This window comes from Flavobacterium niveum, assembly GCF_055231775.1.
Genome location: NZ_JBUYSX010000001.1, coordinates 916,363 through 935,212 on the forward strand (window position 1 = coordinate 916,363; position 18,850 = coordinate 935,212).

At 44.1% G+C, this 18,850-nt stretch carries 10 protein-coding genes; all 10 read left to right on the forward strand.

Annotated features, from left to right (window positions below; translation table 11 throughout):
* Positions 1-139 precede the first annotated feature (139 nt).
* The 10 genes from ACZIX4_RS03775 (at position 140) to ACZIX4_RS03820 (ending at position 18,786) form a co-directional block, all read left to right on the forward strand.
* Positions 140-3,220, forward strand: a complete 3,081-nt coding sequence (locus ACZIX4_RS03775; RefSeq protein ID WP_463334277.1) for a SusC/RagA family TonB-linked outer membrane protein — start codon at positions 140-142, stop codon at positions 3,218-3,220.
* Positions 3,221-3,230: 10 nt separating this feature from the next.
* The gene (locus ACZIX4_RS03780; RefSeq protein ID WP_463334278.1) at positions 3,231-5,006 is read left to right on the forward strand and encodes a RagB/SusD family nutrient uptake outer membrane protein; all 1,776 of its coding nucleotides are present in this window, start codon (positions 3,231-3,233) and stop codon (positions 5,004-5,006) included.
* An 18-nt stretch (positions 5,007-5,024) separates the two neighbouring features.
* Positions 5,025-6,149, forward strand: a complete 1,125-nt coding sequence (locus ACZIX4_RS03785) for an IPT/TIG domain-containing protein (protein WP_463334279.1) — start codon at positions 5,025-5,027, stop codon at positions 6,147-6,149.
* A gap of 4 nt (positions 6,150-6,153) precedes the next feature.
* Positions 6,154-7,428 (forward strand): alginate lyase family protein, encoded by a 1,275-nt coding sequence (locus ACZIX4_RS03790; RefSeq protein WP_463334280.1) that lies wholly within the window; start codon positions 6,154-6,156, stop codon positions 7,426-7,428.
* Between the two features lie 198 nt (positions 7,429-7,626).
* On the forward strand, positions 7,627-9,456 hold the full coding sequence (locus tag ACZIX4_RS03795; protein ID WP_463334281.1) for a glycoside hydrolase family 97 protein: 1,830 nt from the start codon (positions 7,627-7,629) through the stop codon (positions 9,454-9,456).
* Positions 9,457-9,639: 183 nt separating this feature from the next.
* Positions 9,640-12,420 carry a heparinase II/III domain-containing protein gene (locus ACZIX4_RS03800; RefSeq protein ID WP_463334282.1) on the forward strand — a complete coding sequence of 927 codons (2,781 nt, stop codon included), beginning with the start codon at positions 9,640-9,642 and terminating at the stop codon, positions 12,418-12,420.
* A 5-nt stretch (positions 12,421-12,425) separates the two neighbouring features.
* On the forward strand, positions 12,426-13,610 hold the full coding sequence (locus tag ACZIX4_RS03805) for a DUF4861 domain-containing protein (RefSeq protein ID WP_463334283.1): 1,185 nt from the start codon (positions 12,426-12,428) through the stop codon (positions 13,608-13,610).
* A gap of 1 nt (position 13,611) precedes the next feature.
* Positions 13,612-15,255, forward strand: coding sequence for a glycoside hydrolase family 43 protein (locus ACZIX4_RS03810; protein ID WP_463334284.1), 1,644 nt, complete (start codon positions 13,612-13,614; stop codon positions 15,253-15,255).
* The gene (locus ACZIX4_RS03815; RefSeq protein ID WP_463334285.1) at positions 15,256-16,854 is read left to right on the forward strand and encodes a hypothetical protein; all 1,599 of its coding nucleotides are present in this window, start codon (positions 15,256-15,258) and stop codon (positions 16,852-16,854) included.
* Complete coding sequence (locus tag ACZIX4_RS03820; RefSeq protein WP_463334286.1) at positions 16,855-18,786, forward strand: glycoside hydrolase family 127 protein; 1,932 nt, start codon at positions 16,855-16,857, stop codon at positions 18,784-18,786.
* Positions 18,787-18,850 lie beyond the last annotated feature (64 nt).

Here is an 18,850-nt window from a genome sequence, read left to right on the forward strand (position 1 = left end):
ATAAACCAAACAATAAATGAAAGTAAACCATTACTTAACTATTGGGAAAAAATCATACAGACGAAGGGGATACACCTTTGCTATGGTTTTTTTTATTTCCTGTTTCACTAAATCGTTTGCGGAAAACAGAGATAAATCAATGCTGTATTTTTCGGTACAGCAGCAGTCCGTTACCGGTACGGTACTATCAGCAGAGGACGGATATGGTATACCCGGTATATCTGTATTAATAAAGGGTACTAACACTACTGCTGTTACTGATATTGATGGTAAATACACTATTAATATAGGCTCGGCAGATGCCGTGTTAGTATTTACTGGTATAGGGTTCCAGGACCAGGAGGTGCCCGTGGCCGGGCAAGCCCAAATAAATATTACAATGAAGCCTTCTCAGACTACTCTTGAAGAGGTAGTTATTGTGGGGTACGGCCAGCAAAAGAAAGTAACCGCTACGGGTTCTATAGAAACCGTAACGTCAAAGGCATTTCAGGACAGGGCGGTAACAAACCCTGCGCTGGCATTACAGGGGCAAACCCCGGGGCTTGTGGTAACACGTACTTCATCAAGGCCCGGGCGTGAAAACATTGCGATGCAGATAAGGGGTGCCACATCGGCAAACGGGGGAACCCCCTTGCTGGTTATAGACGGTGTACCGGCTATTAACTTTGAGGCGTTTTATAACATGAACCCGGACGATATACAGTCAGTCACGGTACTTAAAGACGGTTCGGCAGCTATCTATGGCTCCCGTGCTGCAAATGGTGTAATCCTGGTTACTACTAAAAAAGGCGCTTCGGGCAAAATGACGGTAGACTTTACCAGCACCCTGCGTATTAATACCCTTGGGATAAAACCACCAATGCCCAATATGCAGCAATACGGTACGGTATGGCTGGAAGCTGCCGACCAGGATGGGCAATACCCTAACTATTGGAATTGGCAAACCAGGGAAAATTTAGAGCTTATGCAATCGGGCTATCAGGGAATTTATAGTACCGCAGCATGGGGAGATTTATATCTTGGCAACGCTTCGCGTTATGATGAGATGTTCGGTACATCGTATAGTAATATGCAGACCGCGAGCCTTTCGGGTAGCACAGATAAAACTAATTACAGGCTTTCTTACGGCTATTCAGAAGATGTAGGAGCCCTTAAAACCGCATACGACGGCAAGAAACAACACAATCTTCGCCTGAATTATGATTTTAAGGTAACGGATTGGCTGAAGCTTGAATCTAATATTTCGTATCTTAAGTATGATATGTCAAGTCCTTCTACAGGCCTCGATGCATCTTCAGTGGTATTAGACCCGCCATTCTTCCCGTCACGTAACCCTTATGGGCAGTGGTATGCTAACTTTAATATTGCAGGAAACCGTAATGCTGTAGCTGCTACAGTAGATGGCGGCCGTGAAAAAACGGCTGTAGACCAGGTAAAAGTATACCTTGGGGCTACGCTTAATTTTACAAAAGACCTTAGCTTTAAAATTACCAGTTCCTATAATAAAGACTTTAACAATTACCAGATGTACCAAATTACGGTACCACAATATACCTGGTTTGGTGAGTTATCTCAGGAAAAGGTAAATGCGCAGTCTTCTATACGCGAGCAAAGCAGATACATTATTTACCAGAATTATGGTGGCTTCCTTAACTATGCAAAATCGTTTGGAGATCATAATATTACGGCTATGGCCGGTTTAACGGCGGAAAAAAGCCAGGATAAAACCCTATATGGCTACCGTAGGGGCTTTCAGGACCTTGGTGTGTACGACCTTAACCTTGGATCGCTTTCTGAACTTGTAGAAGCTAAAGGTGGCGCGGGTAACTGGGGGCTTTACTCTTACGTAGGCCGTTTTACCTACGATTATAAAAACAAATACCTGTTTCAGGCAGCAGGAAGGCGTGATGGTTCTTCAAGATTTGACGATGGATACAAATGGTCAAACTTTGGCAGCCTTGAGGCGGGCTGGGTGGTGACTAATGAGGAGTTTATGAAAAATATAAAGCCGCTAAGCCTTTTAAAACTACGCTACACTTATGGCGAAACCGGTAACCAGGTGGGTATAGGCAACCACGATTATGTATCGCTTATTTCTAACGGTTCGGCACTGTTTGGCAGTACTCCCGCTTTCCAAAATTCAGCATGGGTAAGTTCAATAACCAGTAACCAACGTGTATGGGAGCGTGTGGTGAAAAAAACGTATGGTTTTGATTTTGGTTTCTTTGATGGAAAGCTCTACGGATATTATGACTATTTTACTACAAGGAATACTAACATGTTTGTAAACGTACAATACCCGGATGTACTGGGCGGAACGGCGCCTAAAACCAATGCCGGGCAGTTTGATGTAAAGGGCTGGGAATTGAGTATAGGCTACCGTGATGAGATAGGTAAGTTTAAATACAGTGTATCTGCCAATATGAGTGATACCCGTAATAAGATTACCTCTATGAAAAATGCCAACGTGTATCGCGCAGGCCTTAATTCAACTGCCAATAGCTACAATGTAGAGCATTACCCGATTAACTCTTATTTCATGTACCAGACTGCCGGTTTCTTCCAGAATGAACAGCAGGTAGATGAGTACTACGCACAATACGGAGGGCAGGGTGACCTGGCGGCATTAGGTACTGACCAAACAAGGTTACGCCCCGGAGATATAATTAAAGTAGATACTAACGGAGATGGTGTTATAAACCAGTTGGATCTTGTTTATAAAGGCGATGCCGCACCGCACTATGTGTATGGGCTTAACCTTAACGGGCAGTATGGTAATTTTGATATTACGGCATTCTTTCAGGGAGTATTGGAGCAAAACGTGCAGCGTACAGGTTACCTTGCCTATCCCTTTGCTACAATTTACACTAACCAGACTGCTGCTTACATAGGCAAAACATGGACGGAAGAAAACCCTAATGCGGCTTATCCGCGTATGACAGCTAACGTAGACCGTGCCAAGTGGAACTGGGCCAATAATGACTTTGCCCTGCAAAATAACCGCTATATAAGGCTAAAATCACTTGTTGTGGGCTATACACTTTCAGACCTTAAGGTTGCAGATTATACGATACCAAAAGTCAGGCTGTATTTCTCCGGCAACGACCTGTTTGAATTTACAAAGGTTAAAGACGGCTACGACCCTGAATTTGGCGAGAGCTCTAATACAATTTATCCGTACACCAGGACCTGGTCATTAGGACTTAACGTTACCTTCTAAAAAAAAGACTATGAAAAAAATATCAATATCACTTGTCCTGTCAGCATTTATGCTGCTATCGTGCCAGGATGATTTCTTAGACCTGGATCCTCAGGATTCTATCACAGAAGCAGCTTATTTTAAGACCCCTGCCCATTTTGAAGCTGCGTCCAATGATTTTTACAACAAGATGATCAGCTGGAGACCTGTAAATGGCAGCAATATTTATGATTTTATGGATTTTGGTTCAGACCTTATTTCACTCCCGCAGCCGTATGGCAGGGGAGTGGTAACAGTAGGTAGTACCGATATTTACTGGACTAATGCTTATAAGTACATTAGGGGAAACAACATCCTGCTGCAAAAAGCTACCGAATACAGCGGTAACCAGGCCGAAATCGCAGAATATGTTGCTGCTGCAAAATTCTTCAGGGCGTGGCACCACTTTTTCCTGCTTAAACGCTACGGGGGGGTACCTATAGTAACCACTGTAGTAGATGTAAATTCGCCGGTACTTTACGGGCCAAGGAACAGCAGGTATGAGGTTATGGCACAAATATTACAGGACTTAAACGATGCCATACCTAACTTACCGGTAGACCAAAATATAGGAGCTTCTGATAAGGGCCACATTAGCAAATGGGCTGCCGAAGCCTTTAAAGCACGTGTATTGCTTTATGAAGCTACCTGGGAAAAATATGTAGGCAATACTACCGATGGAGATGGTTTGGCTTCAGGAGCCGGTAGCGCAGGAGCCGGAAGTAACGTACAGGCTTATCTTCAGGAAGCTGTTACCCTTGCCAAAGACGTTATGGATAACGGCGGATATGAGTTGTGGAACTACAATAGCGTGCTAAACAACAGGAGTATGTATTACCTGTTTAACCTGGAAGACAGCGGGTCTAACCCGGCAAGCCTTGATAAAAGTACCAATAAGGAGTTTATTCTATCCAGCAAATATGACTATAATTTGTATCAGGGTGGTGTTAACCTTAGCCATACCGTAAGCACACGCATGTCGCCAAGCAGGAAATTTATGGATATGTTCCTGTCTATAGATGGGTTACCCATAGCACAGTCTCCTCTGTTCCTTGGGTATGCCAATACGCCGGATGAATACCAAAACCGCGATTACAGGTTGTTGTCCTACTTTGCCAACCCTACTACTGACCTTGCACCGGCAAACGGACAGGCTACACTATTAGGCCCCGGGGCCGATAGCGGTTCAGGTTACAGCAACAGGAAGTTCAGGGCATACAACTATGGTACGTACAGGGCGGCCAATACAGAATCTGCTGATTACCCGCAGATAAGGCTTGCCGAAGTATATCTTATATATGCAGAGGCGTTGTATGAGCTTAACGGTGCAGTTACCGATGCACAACTGGATGAGTCTGTAAACAAGACACGTGCCAGGGCAGGCCTTCCGGCTTTAACCAATGCATTTGCATCTGCAAATAACCTTAATATACTACAGGAAATAAGGCGTGAACGTGCTGTGGAGCTATTTGGTGAAAATACCCGTTTTGATGACCTTAAACGTTGGGGCATCGCAGAGACCGAGCTTAACACACCGGTACAGGGATCGGTTATAGAAGGCAGTATCTATCAGAACAATACTGCTTTATATACACCTAATAATTATCCTTATGGGCAGGCGCCTGTAGTTACCGGCGATGGTACACTCAGCGCATTACTGCTGGACCCGTCATCAAACAGGAATTTTGCACGCCAACACTACCTGTTCCCTGTACCCTTATCGCAGATACAGCTTAACAATAACCTAAAGCAAAATCCGGGTTACTAACCACTTAAAAATGTTATTATGAAAAACACTAAATTATATAGCATCCTTGCGGTTTGCCTGCTTGTGTTGGTTGCCGTTATACAAAGTTCGTGCAGCGATATGGAAAAGGATTATGAGGGCGAATCACTTGTAACCTATCCGGAAATTACCGTTACAGGCTTCAGCCCACAAGCGGGGCCGCCAAGTGCCGCTGTTACCATTACCGGTACCAATTTTGGTGAATACGAAGAGGCAGCCAAAATATACTTTAATGGTGTACCTGCTACTGATATTGTGAGCTATAGTGACACACAAATTGTAGTAAGGGCTCCACAAGGTGCTACTACCGGTCCTATAACCGTAAAAGTATGGACTCATACCATAGTTACGCCCAATAATTTTGAATACCTGCCGGGCGCTACCATAACGGCATTATCACCTGCTGAAGCTATGCCGGGAGAGGAGATAATGATACAGGGTACAAATTTTGGCACAGATGCCAACGCTGTAAGCGTGATTTTTCAAACCGGTATTGAAGCTGAAGTGGTAAGTGTTACCGATACCGAAATTACGGTAGTTGTCCCTGAAGGCGGGGTAACGGGTGCCCTGACGGTTAATATTGGTTTACAGAGTGTAACCGGCCCTGAGTTTTTATACCTTGATGCCTATCCTCCGGGTAAGTACCTGTTTGAGTTTAACGACCCGACAGATATACAATGGATTTCGGTACAAAATTCTTCGTACCAGATAACCAATGGCAAAATGGTGGTAACGTTTGACCCCGCACAGTTTAACGGTACATCTAAGCGCCGTGCAGATTTGCAGTTTGTAATTAATAATGCATTGCTGGGCCAGCCGAAAGACCCATGGACATATACCAGTAACTTTCCCATACTGGCCATAAAATTCACAAAGCCTTCTACCGGCAATTTTATCCTTGATATGAGCGGCGGTGGCCTGCCGAGCAACAGCCAGAACAATACGTATGCTTCGCAAAATGTATATTATTATAATTTAAGCACCCATTTCTCTGACCCTACGGTGACTAAGGCCACCTGGCAGTTTAAGATTGCCGACATTACATCGGCGGAAACGGGTTATGAGATAGACTGGATTGGTACGTTTGAATCAGTTGAGAAATTAGAGGAATATATGAACCAGTAACATTATGAAAAGAAATAAAATATTTACACTGATAGCGGCCGTAGTAAGTATCTCTATGGGCTGTACCTTTGATTATGGTGTACCAAAAGCATCAGAAGAAACGGGTAGTACGGAGATTGTACCTGTAACCGTACCGGCAAATAAGGTGTTTTCGCACCCGGGCCTGCTGCATACCGAAGCAGATTTTACCAGGATAAAAGCTAAAGTAGACGCAGGGGCACAACCATGGCTTTCGGGTTGGCAAAAACTGATTAACAACAGCCATGCATCGGCAAATTATACGATGCAGGGGCCCGTTGTTACCTTAATCAGGGGAGGTAATTCTACAGAGGTGCCACAACCGGATAACTATTCTACCGCATTTAATGATGCCGCAGCAGCTTACCAGAACGCGATTGTATGGAAAGTAACCGGCAATACGGCCAACGCCAATAAGGCCATCCAGATTTTGAATGCGTGGGCTGCCACGTGTACTTCCATTATCGGCAATTCTAATAAGGCGCTTGGTGCCGGTTTATACGGTTACCAGTTTGCGAATGCTGCCGAGCTTATGAGGGATTATCCGGGCTGGGCTTCGGCTGATTTCAACACCTTTAAGCTCTGGATGAAAAATGTATGGTACCCTGTAAGTAAAAACTTTTTAGATACGCATTATAATACCTGTATATCACATTACTGGGCCAACTGGGATTTGTGTAACATTGCCAGTATAATGTCCATTGCTGTACTTACAGATGATGTGCCCATGTATACGTTCGCTATTAATTACCTTATGAATGGAAATGGTAATGGCCAGTTACTTAAGGCCATAAACAATATCCACCCTAAATCGGCTAATGATGATATCGCCCTTGGACAAATACAGGAAAGTGGCCGCGACCAGGGACATGCCCTTTTGTGTATAGGGCTTATGGGGACTATTGCCCAGACTGCCGGTAACCAGGGTGAGGACATCTGGGGGTATAATGACAACATGATATTAAAAGGGGCTGAGTATTTGGCAAAATACAACTATGCATACCTTGATGTACCGTTTACAACCTATACAAACTGTGCTAATGTAACACATACAACAGTGGCCAACGATGCTTCGAGGGGTAATATAAGGCCGATATGGGAGCGTATACGCAGCCATTACATTACAAAGGAAGGCCATACGGCACGCTATACAAAAATGGCTGCAGATATGCATACTTCAGAAGGTGGCGGTGGCGACTACGGCCCGAACAGCGGTGGCTTTGACGACCTTGGCTTCGGTACATTGCTGTACAGCCGTTAATAGCATAGCATTTACTGCATATAATTGTGGTTGTGGCCCTTTTAAGCCTTTTATGGGCGATAATTTATATCAAATGGGTATAATTTATATAGGGCCACAACTATTTTTTATAACATTGAAAACCTTTTCGTAAACTAATTTTTTTCACGGGTAATGATATTAAAAAATAAGGGTATACTGTTTTTATTACTGTTATTAATGGGCTTTAAAAGCTTCTCACAGCAGTTTAGCGAGCGTATTGTATCGCCCGATAATAATATAGAATGTACTGTATACAGCAACGGGAGTACAGGGATTTTTTATAGCCTTACATATAAGGGCAAGACTGTTGTAACTGCTTCAGAGCTAAATATTCAACTGGACAACCACTGGAGTGAATGGGCGCTGGGTATTAAGGAAAGACCGGGAGCTGACTGGATGCAGAGGCTCCAGCTGAAAAATGTATTGCGTACTGAAAAAGATACTACATGGGTACCGCTTTATGGTGAACGCAGCCTTATAAAAGACCGTTATAACAATATCACCCTGCAATTTGAACAGCAAGCCAGTTCGAAATACAAGATGGAGATTGAAATACGGCTTTATAATGAAGGGATGGCGTTACGCTATTATTTTCCGGATAACCCTACCGGTATCTATTACCGTATAACAGCCGATAATACCGAATTTTCATTCCCTGAAGGTACCCAGGCATGGTTTGAGCCATGGGCACAGGGAGCATTTACGAAAATGCCGCTAAAAAACTGGCCTTCAGAAAGTGAAGGCCCTCTTACACTGGAATTACCAAATGGGCTTTTTGCCGCTATAGCTGAGGCACAGCGTGTAGATTTTGTGAAAACACGTTTTACATTGGCTGAAAAGCCGAACACTATTAAAACCCTTTTGTATGAAAGCGTTGATAAAGTGCCTTATTTCGGTACCCCATGGCGGGTGGTGCTGGTGGGTGAACAACCGGGCAGGCTTATTGAAAACAATTTTATCTTCCAGAATCTTAATGACCCGTCTAAGCTTACCGATACCTCTTATATAAAACCGGGCAAAATAGTACGTGACCTTACCCTTACTGAAAAAGGCGCTAAGGAATGGATTGATTTTGCTGCGGTACACAATATACAATACGTACTTTTTGACTGGAAATGGTATGGCCCGGCCTTTACATTTGACAGCAATGCCGGCAAGGTAGCCATAGACCTGGACCTGCCCGAAGTAATACGCTATGGGAAAGAAAAAGGTGTTGGCATTTGGCTGTATGTAAACCAGCAGGCACTGTTAAAACAAGATTTTGAGATATTCCCTATTTATAAAAAATGGGGTATAGCAGGTGTAAAATACGGTTTTGTAGAAGTAGGTTCACACCGATGGACTACGTGGCTGCATGAGTCGGTGCAGCGTGCGGCCGATAATGGGCTTATGGTAAACATACACGATGAGTTCAGGCTAACCGGCGAAGAACGCACCTGGCCTAACATGCTCTCTGTTGAAGGAATACGCGGTAATGAAGAAATGCCCGATGCCACACATAACGTTACCTTACCCTTTACACGTGGCCTTGCAGGGGCAGGTGATTATACGATATGCTATTATACAAACCGCATAAAAACAACCCATGCCCACCAGCTGGCGCTTGGCGTGGTAATGTACAGCCCCGTACAAACACTGTTTTGGTATGACAAGGCTTCTGATTATAAGAATGAGCCTGAAATAGAATTTTTTGACAAACTCCCTACCACCTGGGATGAAACAAGGGTATTACAAGGGAAGCCCGGTGAATATATAGCTGTGGCCCGTAGAAAGGGTGATGACTGGTTTGTAGGGGTAATGACTAATAACAATGCCCGGGAGGTTGAAATTACTTTTGACTTTTTATCAAAAAATAAAACCTATAGCCTTTCGGCGTATGAAGATGATAAAACGGCTGTATCTAAAACTAAGGTGAGGGTAAGCCGTGATAAAATAAAACAGGGGAAAAAACGCAGTGTAAAGCTTACTGCTTCGGGAGGCGCAGCATTTTGGCTTAGCCCGAAATAGTTAAAAATAGAGAGTTTGGTAGTTACTTACAGGTGCAGTTGTTAAAAATGTTTAGCAACTGCCGTAGGTAATGCAAACTGTAAATATGAATTATTTGTGATGTTAAAATAGGGTTTAGTTTGATTAAGCGGCGGTTACCTGCAATTGTTCACAGGTGGCCGCCTTAATCAGAAAACATAGATTATGAATTTAAGAACTTTACTATACATACCGTTTTTACTAATAAGCCTTTGTAGCTATGGGCAATCTTTTATTATACCGGAGAATGTTGGCACCCAGCATCCCAGGATTTTCGGTAAGGATATGTCTGTAATCAAATTACAGGAAATGGAGCGCGACAATGCATGGGCTAAAGAAATTATCAGGAAAACCAGAGAGAGGACAGACATTTATATTTCTTATTACAATAAAGATAATACCTGGCTAAAATCACGCCTGCAAATGTATTGGTCTGAAAAATCTACGGATGTGTACATAAATGGAGGTACGTATGACCATGCAGAAGGTCATGCTCCCGAGCCTACTATAAAGTTTCCAGGCTCGCGTGGAGGGCAAACCGATTACCTTACACCGAAGCTTGAAGATGTAAAACCTTTTATGGATGATCCTCGCGGGCTGTATCTGGAAAGCAAACGGCACCAGGGGCAGTGGGAATGGGTAGCTATTTCTAAAACCAGTGGCATCGTGGAGGGTATTAACCGAAAAGTAATGGGTATAGCACGTGATGCTGCATTTTTATACTGGTATACCGGAGAGAAAAAATATGCCGATATGGCTTATGGTGTATTAGATACTTATTTAAAAGGGCTTTACTACCGAGAAGTACCGCAAGACATTAACAGGGGACACAACATAACCATTGTAGGCTACACGTCATTTGAGGTAATACAGGAACATATTATTAACGATGTGGCACAATGTTATGATTTTCTATACGGTTACATCAGTAAACACCATGCCGGCAGCCTGGATTTGTATGCGGTTACTTTGCAAAAATGGGCCGACCTCATAATAAAAAACGGGGTAAGTTTTAATAACTGGAACCTGCTGGAAGCCGCCCATATTTCAAAAATAGCATTGGTGCTTGAAAATGATAAGATTTATAAAAGTGGTAAAGGGGCGCAGTATTACCTTGACCAGATAATGAACCAAAATTCGGTGAGGCAGTGGAGCATGCGCAAGCTCATGGACTATGGTTACGACCCTGAAAATGCCATTTGGAATGAGAGCCCCGGATATTCGTTAAATGTACTGAATGACTTTATGGAGTTTGCGGCGTTTTATGACCGTAACTTCGACATTGATTTGCTTAAAGACATTCCGGTGCTTACCCGGGCAGCCAAGGCTACGGCGCAATACCTGTATCCTAATAAATATATGGTGGCCTTTGGCGACGGGCATTATAGTAAACTACGCCCAGAGCCCGTAAAATACCTGATACATAATGCACAGAAATACGGCAAAAAAGAAGATGAGGTATACTTTACCAAAATGCTTAAAACATTGTACGACGTAGAGATGCAATCGGGAGAAGTAAAAGGTACCTCATTACAGGATTTGTTTGAGCATGAAGGGCTTGTGTTAGAGGACACCGTTAAACCCGGCACTGTAAACGATTTTACGTCACCGTTATTTTATTCCCCAAGGGTAAGCTGGCTGGTACAGCGACAGGGTGATGCCCAAAACGGGCTCATGATAAGCCAGATAGGTTCTTACGGCAACCACATGCACAGTAACGGCATAGCTATGGAACTATACGGTAAAGGGTTGCCGCTGGCACCTGAAATGGGACATGGATCCAGCTATTTTTCCACAGAGTATGCTGAATATTATACGCAGTTTCCGGCACACAATACCGTATCTGTAAACGGCAGGTCGAAGTATCCTGAAATGAAAAGCAACCATGCTTTTGAAAAAGTAGCTTCTTACCCTTCAAGCGGTGTTAACAAAGGTGTTATGCCTGGCTATACGTTTTCTGACCTTACATTCCTTGAACCGGAAACCAACTCAAACCAAAGGCGTGTAATGGGTATTGTGCAACTGCCCGGCGGTGGCTATTATGTTGATATTTTCCGTTCGGCACAAAACACAGGAAATAATGCCAAGCACGAATACTTTTACCACAACCTGGGGCAGAAATTGGAGCTTTTTAGTAAGGACAATACACCGCTAAAACTTACCGATACCGATGCGCTTGCATTTGGTAACGGCGACCAGTCGGCCTATGATTATATGTGGAACAAAAAATCGGTTGTTACTGATACTGATTTTAAAGGTATTTTCTCACTGGAGATGAAAGACCGTACCGTAACTATGAACCTGTGGTTTCAGGGGCAGCCTGAACGTGAAGTCTTTTCTGTGCTGTCGCCCAAGTCTACCGCTTTCAGGCACGGCCCGTTACCGGAAGAACTGAACAATTTACCCATCCCTACATTGGTTGTAAAACAAAATGGTGAAGCCTGGAAACGCCCGTTTGTGGCGGTATATGAACCTGCCGAAAACGGAAAAAGCAACATTGCTTCGGTAGATTATTTTAGTACAGGCGAGCAGGCAGGTATACATGTTACTACCACTGCCGGGCGTGAGGATTTCATTTTTACAAATACCCAAATAAGTGAATTTACCAATAAGGCGCTTTCTGTAACGGGGACTTATGGCATCATAACTAAGATAGGTGAGTACATAACACTGTTTCTTGGCAACGGTACACAGATTACAAACGGTACATACAGCATAGCAGCTACACAAACGGGTAGTATGGCTGTACAACAGTCTGCCCAGGGTATGTTTTATGGGGCCGATGTCCCGGCAATGTTTTCGATAAAAGTGGACAAAAAAGTGAAAAATGCGACACTAACCGATGCTACGGGTAAGGTTTACAAAGGACGTTTTGACAAAAAAAACAGCACTGTGACATTTGATTTACCTGCTATGGAGTATCAACAAGTGAGTATAAAAATATAATGATTATGAAAAATATAACAATGCTGAAATATGGTTTTATGGTTTTGCCATTTGCCATGCTTTCATCATGTGGTACCGGAAAAAAAACACTTTTGGTTGCGGTAGAAAACAACCTTGATTTTAACCGTAAGGAAGTGGTTTCGATAGATATAAAAGAGCTGTCTTCGCTTTTAACCAAAGCAAACGAAAAGGATATCCGTGTAAAAAAGGGGGATGTGGGCGTACCGTTTCAATGGATAGACTACAACGGTGACGGTAAAAATGACGAACTGTTATTTCAGGCCGATGTTGCCGCCAAAAGCCATACGGAATATGCTATTGTAGCAGATGGCAGTATTGCTGTACCGGAAAGTAGTGTATCTGCTTACTCGCGTTTTGTACCCGAACGTACCGATGATTACACTTGGGAGAATGATAAGGTGGCTTTTAGGGTATATGGGCCTACCGGCCAAAAGGAGGCCCTTGCCGGAGTACCTGGAAGTACATTATCCAGCGGGGTAGATATATGGTTAAAACGTACTGATAAGCCTGTTATAAACAAGTGGTACAGCGAGCATGTAAAGGCTCCGGGATATTACCATATAGACCATGGTGAGGGGTACGACCCATACCATGTGGGCAACAGCCGAGGTACAGGCGGTTCGGGTATATGGGATAAAGACAGCCTGTATGTATCTGAAAATTATGTTTCATACAAAACGATAGCTGTAGGGCCGCTGCGTACGGTGTTTGAATTGCAGTATGGCGCCTGGAGCCCGTATGGGGTTACTGAAACAAAACGTGTATCGCTTGATTTAGGTTCGCAGTTTTCAAAATTTGAAGTAACGCTAAAAGCTCAAAAGCCATTGCCAAATTACACCGTGGGCATAACGCTGCACGAAAACAAAGGCGATGCTAAGCTTAATGCTAAGCAAGGCTGGTACCGCCATTGGGAACAAATTGACGATGCTTTTGTGGGCGAAGGTTTGGTAATGGCACCTGCACAGACCGATAGTGCCTTTGTACGAAAATCACCTGTTAAAGACCAAAGTAACCTGCTGGTAGTACAGCAGCCTGCCGATAAAGTAGTGTATTATGCCGGTTTTGCATGGCAAAAAAGTGGCGTGGTATCAACTCTGCAGGACTGGGATAACATACTGGAAAAACAGGCAAAAATAGTAGCTAATCCGCTAAAAATAACCGTGAAATAGTATGAAAGGCATTGGTATACAACTACAGCTATTGGTTTTACTGGTTTTAACGGGGTGCAAGACTACCCAGGTGCCTGAGAGTCCTGTGGTACAGGACTATGTTTCTGAGGTTTGGGTGGCAGATAAAGGCAACGGAACTTATACAAACCCGGTGCTGTATGCTGATTATTCCGACCCAGATGTAATAAGGGTTGGTGAAGATTTCTACATGACTGCCAGTAGCTTTAACTGCACTCCGGGTTTACCGATACTGCATTCGAAGGACATGGTAAACTGGCAGATCATAAGTTATGCGCTTGAAAGGCAGGTACCGGAAGAACTATATGCCAAACCCCAACACAGTAAAGGTGTGTGGGCGCCTTCGCTCAGGTACCATAACAAGCGCTTCTACATCTATTGGGGCGACCCTGATTTTGGGGTATATGTAGTGACTGCTGACAATATAAAAGGGCCTTGGGCTAAACCGATATTAGTCTTGGAAGGTAAGGGCATTATAGACCCATGCCCGTTGTGGGATGGTGATAAGGCATATCTGGTACACGCATGGGCAGGCAGCAGGGCCGGGGTAAACAGCTTGCTTACATTGCACGCTATGAACGCAGAAGGCACAAAAGTACTGGATGACGGACGCAATGTATTTGACGGGCATGGCGATAACCATACACTTGAGGGGCCTAAATTATATAAAAGAGACGGTTACTACTACATTTTTGCACCTGCAGGTGGCGTAGAAACCGGTTGGCAGCTGGCCATGAGGTCTAAAAGTATTTATGGCCCTTATGAGTCAAAAGTTGTATTGGAACAAGGCAGTACAAAGGTAAATGGCCCACACCAAGGCGCGTGGGTTGATGCCCCCGATGGCAAACACTGGTTTATGCATTTTCAGGATCAGGGCATATACGGCCGCGTACTGCACCTCCAACCTATGGAATGGCAGGAAGGATGGCCTGTAATAGGTAATGATGTTGATGGTAATGGGATAGGAGAGCCGGTAGCCTCATGGCAAAAACCTGTGGCTGCAAACCATATCATAACCCCAGGGGAAAGTGATGGATTTGATAACGGAGCGCCGGGGCTGCAGTGGCAATGGTATGCCAACCCATCAGTAAAATGGAGCGCACAGATACCCGGTACCGATTACCTGAGGCTTTTTGCCAGGAGTAAAAATGGGTTGCCTAACCTTTGGGATGCACCGAACTTATTGCTCCAGAAATTGCCGGCGCCTGATTTTACAACTACAACCAAAGTAAAGCTTACCACAGAATGGGATACCCAGGGTAAAACCGCCGGCCTTATTATGATGGGAGAATCTTACGCTTACGTGGGGATTGTATATGCCGACGGGAAATATAAGATAAGGCAGGTGGAATGTGCGGATGCTGTGAAAGGAAACCCTGAAAAAATAGTCTTTGAGGAAACGCTCACCACAAATGAGGTATACCTGCGGATGGAGGTAAAATCACCGGAGGGTACCTGTGCTTTTAGTTACAGTACGGACGGGACGCACTTTATAGCTGCCGGAAAGGGCTTTAAAGCTAAAAAAGACCTTTGGATTAGTGCCAAAATGGGGATTTTCTGTGTAAGCGAAACTGATGTTAGGTTAGGTGGCTATGCCGATTTTGATTGGTTTAAAGTAACAAAGTAAATGAAAAGATTAACCTGTATATTCTTTTTGGTAATTACATGTGGGTTGTACGCACAACATGCGGCCTGGCAATGGAGTATACCCGTAACCCCGGTGGTTTCTGATGAAACCGGTACTGCGCCGCTTGCATTTTTATGGGTGCCGGAACGTTGTAAGCAGATAAGGGGCGTGGTTATGGCGCAGCACAATATGAGCGAGGAAGGCATACTGGAACACACCTATTTCAGGGAAAAAATGGCTGAGGCCGGCCTTGCCGAAATTTGGGTTACCCCCGGTTTTGCCATGGTATATAACCCTGAAAAAGACAGTACCGTGTTTGATTATATATTGAAGGAATTTGCTAAGGTTTCGGGGTATAATGAGCTTGAATCTGCGCCGGTAATACCTATAGGGCATTCAGCCTATGCCAGTTACCCCTGGAATTTTGCTGCGTTTAACAACAGCCGTACGCTGGCCATAATTTCCGTACATGGTGATGCCCCGCAAACAAACCTTACGGGCAGTGGAAAACCTAACCCTGACTGGCAGATGCGTGATATTGACGGTATACCGGCACTGTTTATTATGGGCGAGTATGAATGGTGGGAAGACCGTTTAAAGCCCGGTTTTAGCTATATAAAAAAGCATCCTGAAAGCACGATAACTTTTTTTGCCGATGCAGGGCACGGGCACTTTGATAGTTCAGACATGCTGGTGAAGTACATAGCCGATTATATAGTAAAAGCTGCTAACAGCAGGCTTACCGTGAAAAAAGATGGAAACGGCTGGCCGCTACTGAGAAAAATAGTGCCGCAGCAAGGCTGGCTGGGTGACCGTTGGCATAAAGATAGCCTTCCACAGGATGTTGCAGCCCGGTATGATGTGTATAAGGGCGACAGGACAGTTGCCACATGGTATTTTGATAAGCAACATGCCAAAGAAACTGAAAATTATTATGCTACAGCAAGGGGTAAGCAGCAGCAATATATTGGGCTACAGCAGCAAGGTGTAGTGCTGAGTCCTGTGAAGACGCATGCAAATTACCAGTTGGGTTTTAAGCCGATGGACGATGGTGTGAGCTTTACAGTTAATGCCTTTTTTTCAGATTCAACAAAAGTGCAGCCTGTACAAAGCCACGCAAAAACAAGGCTTACAATAGACAGGATTTGTGGCCCTGTGAAAAAGATAAACGATACAGTATTCAGGTTAGACTTTTACCGGATGGGCCTTAATAACCCCAAGCGTAGCGGCGATATATGGCTTTTGGCCCATAACGAAGGCGATGAAAACTATAAAAGCGCTGTACAACAGCTAAACCTTCGTTTTCCTGTCAGCAACTTAGAAGGCAGTCCACAAGAGATTACTTTTCCTGAAATAAATGATGCTAGGGAAGGCAGCAACCCGTTATTGCTTAAGGCTGTAAGCACTTCGGGCTTACCTGTATATTATTATGTAAAGGAAGGTCCTGCGTATGTTGATAGCGACAGGATATGCTTTACGCCTGTACCCTTGCGGGCGAGTTATCCGGTTAAAGTTACCATTGTGGCATGGCAGTATGGCATAGCAGGGAAATGGAAGTCGGCGATGCCGGTAGAACGAACTTTTTATATCACAAAATAGATGAAGAAAAATACTATGCACAAGCTGTTACTTGCTGCGCTGTTTCCCTTTATGGCTGTGGCCCAGTCTCACTATCCGGGGCAGCACAGGGGGCAATTAAAAATAGACGATACCAAAAGGGTAACCGTACAGGGTTTTGACCTGCAGGATGTAAGGCTTTTGGATAGCCCCTTTAAGGATAATATGCTTCGGGAGAGTAAATGGATACTTTCTATAAAAACAGAGAGCCTGCTGCATAGTTTCCGCAATAATGCCGGCGTATTTACCGGTAAGGAAGGAGGGTATTTTGTTACGCCTAAACTTGGAGGTTGGGAATCGCTGGATTGTGACCTGCGCGGCCACAGTACCGGACATATCCTTTCCGGGCTTGCGCTGCTGTATGCCTCAACAGGCGATGAGCGTTATAAGGCCAAAGCAGATTCACTTGTAAGTGGCCTTGCCGAGGTGCAGATAGCACTTAATCAAAACGGTTACCTGGGGGCTTTTCCGCAACACCTTATCGACAGGGCTATTCAACGCAAAAGTGTGTGGGCACCATGGTATACGCTGCACAAGCTTTACTCTGGCCTTACAGACCAGTATTTGTATTGTAACAATACTAAAGCGCTGGAGGTTGTAAACGGTATGGTAAACTGGGCTTATGATAAGTTATCTGCCCTTACCCCACAACAGCGTGAAAATATGCTGAAAAATGAATTCGGCGGTATGAACGATTCCTTTTATACCCTGTATGAAATCACCGGAAGTGAAAAAGCCAAATACCTTGCGGAGTTTTTTTACCATGCCGAGGTACTGGATCCGCTGGCAAAGAAGGAAGATATTCTTAAAGGCAAACATGCCAACACTTACATTCCAAAACTTATAGGACTTGCACGTGATTATGAGATTGGGGGAGACGTAAAAAATCTTGAAATACCCGATTTTTTCTGGAATACAGTTATTAATCACCACAGTTTTGCCACAGGAAGTAACAGTGATAAGGAAAAATTCTTCGGGCCTGATAATATAGCAGGCCACCTGAGTGGCTATACCGGCGAGTCGTGCAATGTTTATAACATGCTGAAGCTTACGCGCCATCTTTTTGGTATTAAGCCCTCTGCTGTATACTCGGATTACTATGAGCGCGCCCTGTACAACCATATACTGGGCCAGCAAAACCCTGAAGACGGTATGGTAGCGTATTTTTTGCCTATGATGCCCGGGGCACATAAGGTATACAGTACACCGCTTAATTCATTTTGGTGTTGTGTGGGCACGGGATTTGAAAACCAGGCAAAATACAATGAGTTTATTTACGCGCATTCGCAAAATGGGCTGTATATAAACCTGTTCATACCATCGGTACTATCCTGGAAAGAGAAAGGCTTTGCCCTTAAACAGGAAACGATATTTCCGGAAAACGGAAACACCAAACTGACGATAACCGAAGCTGACGGAACCAAATTTCCTATATATGTAAGGTATCCTTCATGGGCAACTTCGGGGATAGAAGTTAAGGTTAACGGGAAAAAGCAGAAAGTAAAAAGTTTGCCGGGCAGTTACATTTCAATAGAGCAGCAATGGAAGAAAGGAGATGTAATTGAAGTAGTACTCCCACTATCATTACATCTTGATGTAACCAAGGATGACCCGCAAACTGCAGCAATAATGTATGGCCCACTTGTACTGGCAGGCAGGCAGGGAACTGAGGGAATGATGGCACCGGCACCTTACAGTAATCCGCAATTGTATAACGACTACTATACCTATAGTTACAATGTACCAGATGGTTTAACAAATGAAGTTGACCTGCCCGGAAATTCGGCATTGAAAGCTATTGTACGCACAGGGGCAGGGCTTGATTTTACTATAAAAAACACCAGTATAAACCTGGCACCATTGTATGCTATCCACAAAGAACGCTATACGGTGTACTGGCATTTTAAAAAGTAAATATAGAATAGCACCGGTATTGTATCAGGAAAGTATAAGCCGGTGTTCAAACCGAATTCCCCAA

Bases quoted from the DNA above. Each gene is read 5' to 3' on its own strand.
- ACZIX4_RS03775 (WP_463334277.1), top strand. From the start codon at position 140: ATGCTGTATTTTTCGGTACAGCAGCAGTCCGTTACCGGTACGGTACTA.
- ACZIX4_RS03780 (WP_463334278.1), top strand. From the start codon at position 3,231: ATGAAAAAAATATCAATATCACTTGTCCTGTCAGCATTTATGCTGCTA.
- ACZIX4_RS03785 (WP_463334279.1), top strand. From the start codon at position 5,025: ATGAAAAACACTAAATTATATAGCATCCTTGCGGTTTGCCTGCTTGTG.
- ACZIX4_RS03790 (WP_463334280.1), top strand. From the start codon at position 6,154: ATGAAAAGAAATAAAATATTTACACTGATAGCGGCCGTAGTAAGTATC.
- ACZIX4_RS03795 (WP_463334281.1), top strand. From the start codon at position 7,627: ATGGGCTTTAAAAGCTTCTCACAGCAGTTTAGCGAGCGTATTGTATCG.
- ACZIX4_RS03800 (WP_463334282.1), top strand. From the start codon at position 9,640: ATGAATTTAAGAACTTTACTATACATACCGTTTTTACTAATAAGCCTT.
- ACZIX4_RS03805 (WP_463334283.1), top strand. From the start codon at position 12,426: ATGAAAAATATAACAATGCTGAAATATGGTTTTATGGTTTTGCCATTT.
- ACZIX4_RS03810 (WP_463334284.1), top strand. From the start codon at position 13,612: ATGAAAGGCATTGGTATACAACTACAGCTATTGGTTTTACTGGTTTTA.
- ACZIX4_RS03815 (WP_463334285.1), top strand. From the start codon at position 15,256: ATGAAAAGATTAACCTGTATATTCTTTTTGGTAATTACATGTGGGTTG.
- ACZIX4_RS03820 (WP_463334286.1), top strand. From the start codon at position 16,855: ATGAAGAAAAATACTATGCACAAGCTGTTACTTGCTGCGCTGTTTCCC.